The sequence below is a fragment of the Deferrisoma palaeochoriense genome, assembly GCF_054656955.1.
In genome coordinates, this window is record NZ_BAAHXI010000093.1 from 1 (window position 1) to 9548 (window position 9548).

The following is a 9548-nucleotide window of genomic DNA, read 5'->3' on the forward strand; positions in this document are numbered from 1 at the left end:
AAGGCGCGGCGATCGGGTGCCGCACTCGCGCCCGACCGGAGCCAGTCCCCCACCCGCCCCCGGCAATACTTTTGAAGGTATTAGTAACGGGCGCCCGGGGGGGCGTCCTCTCCCGTCTGGAACGACAGGCGAAACACCGAACCCTCGCCCTCCCGGCTCTCCACCCGCACGTCGGCCCCGTGGATCCGGGCGATCTCTCGGACGATGGCGAGGCCCAGCCCGGAGCCCCCGTCGGTCCGGGACCGCGAGGGGTCCACCCGGTAGAAGCGCTCGAAGATCTTTTCCCGGTGCTCGGGGGGGATGCCCGGGCCCGTGTCGGAGACCGCCACGGAAGGGTCCGGACCGCCGTACACCTCGACCCGCACCCGCCCGCCGTTCGGCGTGTACCGTACCGCGTTGTCCACCAGGTTCGACACGGCCTCCTCCAGGAGCCCCGGGTCCCCCCGGACCCACACCGGGCCCTCGGTCCGGACCTCGAGGGTCACATTCTTGGCCTGCGCCGCCCCCCGGTGAAGGGCCGCGGCCTCCGAGGCCACGAACGCCAGATCGACCTCGCCCCGATCCCCCGGAAGGACCCCGTTCTGCAGCCGGGACAAGCTCAGCAGGTCCTCAACCATGGTGGCGAGTTTCCGCACCCGGCACAGCACCCGCTCCAGCGCCGCCTGCAGTTCCTCCGGTGGGCGGGGCCGGCGCAGCGCCACCTCGCACTCGGTCTGCACCGCGGCCAGGGGGGAGCGCAGTTCGTGGGCGGCGTCCGCGGAGAACCGCTTCTGTCGCTCGTAGGCCGCCCCAAGGCGCTCCAGGGCGCGGTTCAGGGCCCGGACCAGGCCGCGGATCTCCTGGACCACCGCCTCCTCGGGCAGGCGCGCCGAAGGGTCCTCGGGCCCGATCTCGTCCGCCCGGCGGGACAACGCCTTCAGCGGTCGGAGGGCCCGGGAGACGATCCAGACCGGCAGGAGCACCAGGGCGACGAACAGGCCGCCGAACCCGACGAAAAGACGCCGCCGGAGCCGGGAAAGGGCCTGCTCCACCGGTTTCGTGGCCCGCCCCACCGCCACCCAAAGGGTTTGGGGCTTCGGTTTGGGAAGCGGCTCCCCAGGGTGCGCCTTTTGCCACTCCTCCACGTCCTCCGGGTCGCGCTCGGGTTCCCGGACCACCGGCAGGACCGCCACGCGAAATCCGGAGGGCCCGTCCGTCACCCGCGGCCCATCGTTCCCGGCGGGGGGCCCCACCGCCGGGGCCTGCGGGGAGCGGGCGACCACCTGTCCGTCTTCCCCCAAGATCACGTAAAAGAAGTCCGGACTCGGCGTGGAGAGTTCCGGAAGGGTCAGATCCTCCGGGTCGAAGGCCGGTGTCCCGTCGACCTCCACTTCGACCCCGGCCGCCAGGGCCCGCGCCGATGCCAGCAGCCCTCGGTCGAACGAGGCCAGGAGATCCCGCCGGGTGGACGCGTGGATGCCGGCCGCGGTCACGAGGAGGGCCAGCGCGGTCAGGGGGAGAAGCGGGGCGAGGACCCGCGCCCGGATCGAGGTCATTCCGGTTTCTCCGGAATGCGAAACCCCACGCCTCTGACCGTCTCGATCACCCGCTCACCGCCCGCTGCCTTGAGCTTTCGCCGTAGGTTGGCCACGTGGGCGTCGAGCACGTTGGATTCGGCGTCGAACGCGTGATCGTACACCTGGAGGCTCAGGCGGGTGCGGGACAGGGTTCTTCCCTTCTGGAGCAGGAGAGATTGGAGGATCTGGAACTCCTTCGGGGTGAGGGAGAGTTCTCGCTCTCCCCAGAACGCCCGGTGGGCCTCCATGTCGAGGCGCAGGGGCCCCCAGGTCAACACGTCTTGCTCCACGCCGTGGGTTCTCCGGAGCACGGCGCGGACCCGCGCGAGCAACTCCTCGAACCGAAACGGCTTGGGCAGGTAGTCGTCCCCGCCGAGGCGAAGCCCCCGGATCCGGTCCTCCACGTCACCGCGGGCGGTGAGGAACACCACCGGAACCCGGTTTCCCTCGCCCCGCAACGTTTCAAGCACCCGGAAGCCGTCCATGCCGGGGAGCATGAGGTCGAGTACCACAAGGTCGTGCTCGCCCATGCGGGCCAGGCACAGGCCGTCCTCCCCGTCGAAGGCCTGGTCCACGGCGAACCCCTCCTCCCGGAACCCGCGGGTCAGCGCGTTGGAGAGATCCACATCGTCTTCCACGATCAGGAGTCGCACGGTCACCTCCGCGGTGTTTCACCATCCCCGTACACGAACGGGAGCCTTCCCCCACGCGCGGGGGAAGGCTCCCACAGGTTTCCCACGGCCGGCAATGGTCACGGTGCCGGTGTAACCTCGGTAAGCTCCACGACCTCGTCGGCGGTGAGGGCTTCTTCCTTCACCACCCCCACGCCAGGGGCATACCATTTGTACTCCAGCACATCTGGCTCCAGAGGATTCCAGTCCAGGGTCTGCACGCAGTCCTCGTACTCCGTACCATCCTCGAGCTTCACCGTCACCCCCGTGGCCACCACGTAGGCCATGTCCTCGGCCTCATCTTCATAGTACTCCTGGTAATACGAGGTGCCCGCGGCAGGCGACGCCAGCATCAGGTACCCGGGCTCGGCACCGTCCACGCCGGCCTCCCACGATCCCTCGCTGTCCGTGCCCACCACGTTCCCCTCGTCGTCGTACTCGTAGTTCACCACGTCCTCGCCCATGTACCACACGTTGCCGACGTCGTCCTGGGCGTACCAGTCGTGGGTGTCCTCCACGAGGAGGTCCTCCGGGCCCAATGGCAGCCCATCTCCCAGATAGACCCGGTCGCGCACGACGCGGCAGGAGATCCCGTTGACCGTGCGGGTTTCGTCGAGCACCTCCACGACCGTGGTCTCCACCCCGTCCTCGGTCTCGGCCGTGTAGGTCCAGGTCGTGCCGGGAACCAGGGAAAAGTAGGTGTTGTCCACGTCCGTCGGGCTCGTGAAGGTCGCCCCGGCGAAGTCCGGCACCCGGTCCGCCCCCTGCCGGAACACCCCCCGGAGCTCCACCAGTTCGCCGGCCTCTTCCTCTTTCACCACCCCCACGCCGGGGCAGTAATACTTGTGGGCGTCGGAGTTTTCCTCCAGCGGGTTCCACTCGAGGGTCTGCACGCAGCCCGTGTAGGTGGTGCCGTCGTCGAGTTCCACGGTCACATCCACGGCCTCGACCTTGGCCACGTCCTCCGCGACCCCCTCCAGGTATTCCTGGCGGTAGGAGTCGCCCACCGCGGGTTGCGCCTTGAACAGGATCCCGGGCTCGGCCCCGTCCACGCCGGCCTCCCAGGCCCCCTCGTCGTCGGTGGCCACGACGTTCCCTTCGTCGTCGTAGTCGTAGTTGGTCACCGCTTCCCCGAGGTACCAGACGTTCCCGTCCGCATCCTGGGCGTACCAGTCGTAGGTGTCCTCCATCAGGAGGCCGTCGAGGAACACCCGGTCGTGCACCACCCGGCACTCCACACCGGCCACCGTCCGGGTTTCCTCCAGCACCTCGACCACGTCCGTTTCCACGCCGTCTTCCGTTTCGTTCGTGTACGTCCAGGTGGTTCCGGGTTCCAGGGGGAAGAACTCGTTCGTGACGCTCGCCGAACCCGCCCCGAAACGGGCCGCGGTGAACGCGGGCTCCGGTGGGTCGCTCGGTCCACCGCCCGACGAACTGCTTCCGCAGCCGCCCAACGCCACCGCCACCAGGAGAGCCAACGCCGTTCCGACACCATGCCTCATGAGTCACCTCCTTTCCCGATCGAGGGCCAAAGAAAGGGCGCCGGGCCCGGGGGCCAGGAGGCAACCCCCGGGACCCCGGCGAGGGAGGCCTCGGGAGGGGCCTCCGGTTTCCCTACCGACGTAGGCTACAGGGGCGCGTGTGAAGAAAGCCTGAACGGCGCGTGAAGATTTCGTGAAGCTCCCCCGGCCGGAGGGTTTGGTGACATCAAACACTTGGGATGCTTGCGTTTTTTGGAACGAGCTGGTAGAGTCCCCGAGCCTGCCGGAGGTTTCGCCCCGGCTTCACGCCCGGGGCGTTTTCGTATTCCCGCACCACCCATCAGTCATTTCGTGGCACCGCGGCCGGGAGGGGCTCGCCGCGGACGCACCCCTACGCCCTGGCGTCCGCCTGTCGAACGGTGCCCCGCCGAAGGAGAGCTGCGCATGGACCACCGCCACAGCCATACGATCACCGAGATCATCGAACGGGCCGCCGCCCGGGCCCGGGCCGAGACCTCCAACGAGCCCGAACCGGGGCTCACGAAGCGGGTCAAGTGGCCGGTCACCTGCACGGTGGGGCCCGGGCTCGAGGGCGCGATCGCCTGCGAGACCAAGGTGGGGTACGTGAACGGGGCCAAGGGGTGGCTCGTGTACCGGGGCTACGACATCTTCGACTTGGCGGCGTACTCGAACTTCGAGGAGGTCTGCTACCTGCTGCTCCACGGGGAACTGCCCTCGGCCGAGGAGTTTCGGGCGTTCCGGAGCCGGCTCACGGAGTACCGGTGGGTCACGAAGACGCTTCGGATGCTCATGGGGTTCCCGATCGAGGACATGCACCCCATGGCCGCCCTGCGGCTCGGGGTGAACCTGATGCGCCAGGAGTTCACCTACGCGGACTCCCGGGAGCGCCACCCGGTCAAGGGGGACATCATCGGGTCGGACGAGGACTCCATCCCCATGGAGACGAAGCCCCGGGGCGAGACCCACGCGATCTACGAGTTCAAGCGCCGCAGCCGGGCCCGGCGGCTCCGGGACGCCCAGCAGATGGACGACGCCGGCACGATCCAGTCGGCCTACCACCTGATCGCCGGCATGGCGACGCTGGCGGCGGCCATCTCCCGGGTCCACCAGGGCCTCATGCCCCTGGATCCCGACCCCGAGCTCAGCCACGCCGCGAACCTGCTCTACATGATGACCGGCCGGCGGCCCTCCCCGCTCGAGGAACGGGTCATGGACGTGTGCCTCATCCTCCACGCGGACCACGGCATGAACGCCAGCACCTTCGCCTCCATGGTGGTGGCCTCGACGCTGGCCGACATCTACCTGGCCGTGGGCTCGGGCGTGGCGGCCCTCCAGGGGCCGCTGCACGGCGGGGCCAACGAGCAGGTGATCTACATGCTGGAGGAGATCCGGGAGCGCGGCGACGTGGTGGGCTGGGTCGAGGAGAAGCTCGCGGCGAAGGACCGGATCATGGGGTTCGGCCACCGGGTGTACAAGGCCTACGACCCCCGGGCCCGGGTGCTGGGCCCGCTGGCCGAGGCCCTGGCCCGGGGCAAACCCCACGTGGAGCCCCTGTTCCGGGTGGCGCAAGAACTCGAGCGCGAGGTGCTCCACCGGTTCGGAAACGAGAAAAAGATCTTCCCCAACGTGGACTTCTACTCCGGCCTCGTCTACCGGAGCCTCGGGATCGAGCCGGAGATGTTCACCCCGCTCTTTGCCGTGAGCCGGGTGGCGGGCTGGACGGCCCGGGTGCTCGAGTACCTCCAGAACAACCGGATCTTCCGGCCTCGGGCCATCTACGTGGGCGAGTTCCACAAGGGGTTCCCGGCGCCCGGGGAACGGGGGTTTTAGCGGCTAGGCGGCGGGGCGGCTTGGCGGGCAACCCCGCCGCCGCTCTGCGCTCACACCCCGAGCATCTCCAGGAACGCCTCGATGCGGGTGGCGAGCTGGCCCGTGTCTTGGGAGTAGTCGGTCTCGAGCCGCAGCACCCGGTGGCCCCGCGCCGGGAGGTCCCGGGCCAGGCGAAGGGCCTCCACGGCGTAGGGGGTGCAGAACGAGAGGTTGTAGTGGACCACGCCGTCGGCCCGGAGGTCTCGGGCCATGCGGTCCACGGTGTCGGTGCGCTCCTCGTTGGGGGTGAAGCAGGCGCACTCGATCCGCAGCTGGCGCTCGGCGATGGCGTCGAGGAGTGCGTCCCGGTCGGCCGGCCCCTCGTCCACCAGGTCCCGGAAGTTCCGCGCGCCCACGCACGACTCCTCCCCCACCACCACCGCCCCCTTCGCCTCGATGAGGGCCGGCACCTTCCAGTTGGGGATCGCCATGGGCGAGCCGGAAACGAGGATCCGGGGGGCGCCCTTCGGCCGGACGCCCTCCCCCCGGGCCACCCGATCCTCGAGCTCGTCGCACAGGTCGTTCACCTTCTGGGTGAACCGGACCGGGTCGTCGTAGAAGGAGATCTGGTTCACCAGGAGCGCGTCGAGGCCCGAGATCGGGGCCGGGTCCGCCGCCCGCAGGGCCGCGAGCCGCCCCAGTGCCCGGCGCTTTTCGTTCACGATCCGCACCCCTCCCCGGAGGTTCTCGGCCGTGACCTTCACCCCCGTGAGCTCCTCCATCCGGGCCACGAAACGGTCGAGCTCGGCCCGCCACAGAGCCCTGGCCGAGGGCCGCTTCGTGTGGGGGAGCTCCATCACGTGCACCGGGGCGTCCAAGGGCAGGACCTCGTAGGCCTTCTTCTTGCCGTCGCAGGTGGTCTCCCCCACCACGAGGTCGGCGAGCTCGATGTAGGGGCACAGCCGGGCCAGCTTGAACCCGAACACGCTCTTGATCAGGGGGCAGGTGGCCTGGGGCAGATACTGCTCGGCCAGGTCGGAGCCCACGTCGGCGCCCCCGCACAGCCCGATCATGGCACTCCCGGTGGCCACCACGATCTCCTCGGGCACGTACACGCAGAACGTGGCCACCACCTTGCCCCCCCGGGCCCGGAGATCGTGGAGTTCCTTCACCCGGAGCCCGTGGATCTCGCTCACCACGAAGTCGAAGTAGCCCATGGCCTCGGGCCGGTTGGGCTGGGCGAGAAAGATCTGCTCGTAGGCCTGGCCTAGAAAGGCCAGCAGTCCGTCGTGGGCCTCCAGGTTGAGACCGAGGTCCTGCCAAAGCCGCGCGTAGTCTTTGGGTTCCACGATTCTCCCTCCTTCTTGGGGCTACGGGCGGAGTGTACCGGCCGGAGATATCCCACGAAAAATTGAAAAATCGAATCTGATGGCCCCGGACCATTCGGGGTTTCGATCCCGGGCCCCTCGGCCTTGACACCCGGGGGTCCCTTTCCGACCCTGGGGAGGAAGTCCCAACATCGGAGGATCCATGCCCGCCCGCTCGTCACCCTTACTGCCTCCCGCTGCCCCCCCTGGGGTCGCCGTGCTCGTGGTGGATCCCGGTCTTCGGGTCGTGGCCTGCCACGGAGGGGAGACGGCCGGAGAGGGCCCGCGCGGGATCAGCCGTTTGCCTGAGGCCCTGGTGACGGCGGTTCAGAGGGCGCTGGCGGATTCATCCCCTCAAACGGTGCGGATCGGGGATTGGTCGGGTGTGGCTGTTCCCCTTCCGGCCGAAGCGGGGCCGTCCGGGGCCGTGGTGGCCCTGGCTCCGGTGGATCGGCCCGACACCGCCCGCCAACTGCAGACAATTTTCGACGCCAGCCACGACGGACTTTGGATCATCGACGGTGAGGGGGTCATCCGGAACCTTAACCGGGCGGCCGAACGCCTCAACGGGGTGACGGCCCGGGAGGTGGTGGGCCGAAACATCGACGAACTGTTGGCCGAAGGGGTGATCGACGTGTCCGTGACCCGGGCGGTGCTGGCCCAGGGAACGAGCGTGAGCATGATACAGACGGCCCGCCGCACGGGCCGACAACTCATCGTGACCGGCACCCCGGTCCTTGGGCCCAACGGGGCGCTGGATTACGTGGTGGTGAACGACCGGGACGTCACGGAGACCAGCGAACTCGCGCTCCAGCTCGAAGAGGTGCGACGGGCCAACGAACGGCTTCGGGACGAAATGGCGGCCTTGAGCCTCAAGGAGGCCCGGGAGCGGGGCCTCGTGGCCGAGAGTACCCAGATGCGGGAGGTGCTCCGGGTAGCCCTTCGCCTGGCCCGCAAGGATGTGACCAATATCCTGCTCCTAGGGGAGTCGGGTACGGGCAAGGGCGTGCTCGCACGGTTCATTCACAGCGAAAGCCCGCGGGCCGGGCAACCCTTCGTTCAGATCAACTGCGCGGCCCTGCCCGAGTCTTTGCTCGAGGCGGAGCTTTTCGGCTACGAGAAGGGGGCATTCACGGGAGCGGCCGACGAGGGCAAACCGGGTCTGCTCGAGGTGGCCGACGGCGGCACCGTGTTTCTGGACGAGATTGGCGATATGCCGTTTTCGATCCAGGCGAAGATCCTCAAATACCTAGACGATCACGAGATCCGCCGGTTGGGAAGTACCCGGGTGCGCCGTTCCCGGTGCTCGGTGATCGCGGCCACGAACCAGGACCTCGGGCAACTCGTCCGGCAACGGCGGTTCCGCCACGACCTGTTCTACCGTTTGAACACGTTCACACTGCGACTGCCTCCCCTGCGGGAGCGCAGGGCCGACGTGGTGCCCCTAGCCCTGCACTTCCTGGATCGGTACGGGGTGCAGTTCGGGGTGCGGAAGCGGCTGGGGGCCAGAGCGTTGCGGTGGTTGGGGGAATATCCGTTTCCGGGAAACGTCCGGGAGCTCGAGGGGATGATCAAAAACGCGGTGGTGATGTGCGAGGAGGAAACGATCGACGGCTACCTGGTGCGGGGCTCAGGCTCCCCCCCTCCCCCGTCCGAGCGGCCGCGGACGCTCGCCGAGCAGGTGGCGGCCGCGGAGCGGGACGCCCTGCTCCAAGCCGCGGCCGAGTGCCGCAACACCCGGGAGATGGCGGCCCGATTGGGGATCAGCCAACCCACGGTGGTCCGAAAGCTCCGACGTCACGGCATCCCCGCGCCCGGTTCCCTTCCGGGCTGATGCATTTATGTATCTTTACTCCTTCGCGATATATGAGGCCGCTGACACATAGCGCGGCCAGTTGATTCACGTCTGCTTCTTTTAAGCCCGCCCACCCCGCGCGATCCGATACACAAACGCATCACAACACTCCCTCCCAGGGGGTTCGCCTTTTCAATACCCTGTTTCTTCTTCACTTTCGGCACGACCAACCGGTCGGCACGCCCCTTGCTATCGCGAGGCGTCAAGCTCCCGTCCGCCCAAGATCCAAGGAGGTTTCGATGCCCCAGACGAACCAGGACCTCATGGAACGCAGAAAAAACGCCGTTCCCCAAGGCCCGTTTAATGTAACCGACCGCTTCGCCGTCCGCGCCCGGGGGGCCCGCGTCACGGACGCCGACGGCAACGAGTACATCGACTTTGCGGGGGGAATCGGGGTCGTGGGAACCGCCCACGGGCACCCGGTCGTGCTCGAGGCCGTGCGAGCCCAGATGGAGAGGTTCGTCCACACCTGCTTCCACGTGATGCCCTACGAGCCCTATGTTCGCCTGGCCGAGGAACTCAACCGCCGGACCCCGGGCACCCACGCCAAGAAGACCTTTTTCTGTAACAGCGGCGCCGAGGCCGTGGAGAACGCCGTGAAGGTGGCCCGGGCGTTCACGGGCCGGCCGGCGGTCATCTGCTTCGAGAATGCGTTCCACGGCCGCACGCTCCTGGGCATGAGCCTCACCAGCAAGATCGTCCCCTACAAGAAGGGCTTCGGCCCCTTCGCGCCCGAGGTTTACCGGATCCCCTACGCCTACTGCTACCGGTGCGCCTTCGGAGCAGAA

The 9548-nt window shown here is 68.4% G+C and carries 7 protein-coding genes; 3 read left to right on the forward strand and 4 right to left on the reverse strand.

Annotated elements, in window-relative coordinates:
* Nucleotides 1–80: 80 nt before the first annotated feature.
* The 3 genes from ACYQ8L_RS17205 to ACYQ8L_RS17215 all read right to left on the reverse strand — a co-directional run bounded on the left by ACYQ8L_RS17205 (nucleotide 81) and on the right by ACYQ8L_RS17215 (nucleotide 3729).
* Nucleotides 81–1535, reverse strand: coding sequence for an ATP-binding protein (locus ACYQ8L_RS17205; protein WP_459943050.1), 1455 nt, complete (start codon nucleotides 1533–1535; stop codon nucleotides 81–83).
* Complete coding sequence (locus ACYQ8L_RS17210; protein WP_459943051.1) at nucleotides 1532–2209, reverse strand: response regulator transcription factor; 678 nt, start codon at nucleotides 2207–2209, stop codon at nucleotides 1532–1534. Before ACYQ8L_RS17210 ends, ACYQ8L_RS17205 begins: the two co-directional genes overlap by 4 nt.
* Before the next feature lie 98 nt (nucleotides 2210–2307).
* Nucleotides 2308–3729, reverse strand: a complete 1422-nt coding sequence (locus ACYQ8L_RS17215; RefSeq protein WP_459943052.1) for a hypothetical protein — start codon at nucleotides 3727–3729, stop codon at nucleotides 2308–2310.
* Between the two features lie 423 nt (nucleotides 3730–4152).
* On the opposite strand from ACYQ8L_RS17215, the gene ACYQ8L_RS17220 reads away from it, so the two are divergent.
* Entirely contained in the window at nucleotides 4153–5559 is a 1407-nt protein-coding gene (locus ACYQ8L_RS17220; RefSeq protein ID WP_459943053.1) for a citrate/2-methylcitrate synthase, read from the forward strand.
* Between the two features lie 50 nt (nucleotides 5560–5609).
* Here ACYQ8L_RS17220 and ACYQ8L_RS17225 read toward each other — a convergent pair whose 3' ends face one another.
* The gene (locus ACYQ8L_RS17225; protein WP_459943054.1) at nucleotides 5610–6887 is read right to left on the reverse strand and encodes a double-cubane-cluster-containing anaerobic reductase; all 1278 of its coding nucleotides are present in this window, start codon (nucleotides 6885–6887) and stop codon (nucleotides 5610–5612) included.
* A gap of 403 nt (nucleotides 6888–7290) precedes the next feature.
* Here ACYQ8L_RS17225 and ACYQ8L_RS17230 point away from each other — a divergent pair, with 403 nt between their 5' ends.
* Nucleotides 7291–8739, forward strand: coding sequence for a sigma-54 interaction domain-containing protein (locus ACYQ8L_RS17230; protein ID WP_459943055.1), 1449 nt, complete (start codon nucleotides 7291–7293; stop codon nucleotides 8737–8739).
* A gap of 260 nt (nucleotides 8740–8999) precedes the next feature.
* A partial coding sequence (locus ACYQ8L_RS17235; protein WP_459943056.1) for an aminotransferase class III-fold pyridoxal phosphate-dependent enzyme occupies nucleotides 9000–9548 on the forward strand: 549 nt, incomplete at its 3' end.

What these genes read in the sequence shown, in the direction of transcription:
- ACYQ8L_RS17220 (WP_459943053.1), top strand. Translation starts at nt 4,153, where the DNA reads ATGGACCACCGCCACAGCCATACGATCACCGAGATCATCGAACGGGCC.
- ACYQ8L_RS17215 (WP_459943052.1), bottom strand. Translation starts at nt 3,729, where the DNA reads ATGAGGCATGGTGTCGGAACGGCGTTGGCTCTCCTGGTGGCGGTGGCG.
- ACYQ8L_RS17205 (WP_459943050.1), bottom strand. Translation starts at nt 1,535, where the DNA reads ATGACCTCGATCCGGGCGCGGGTCCTCGCCCCGCTTCTCCCCCTGACC.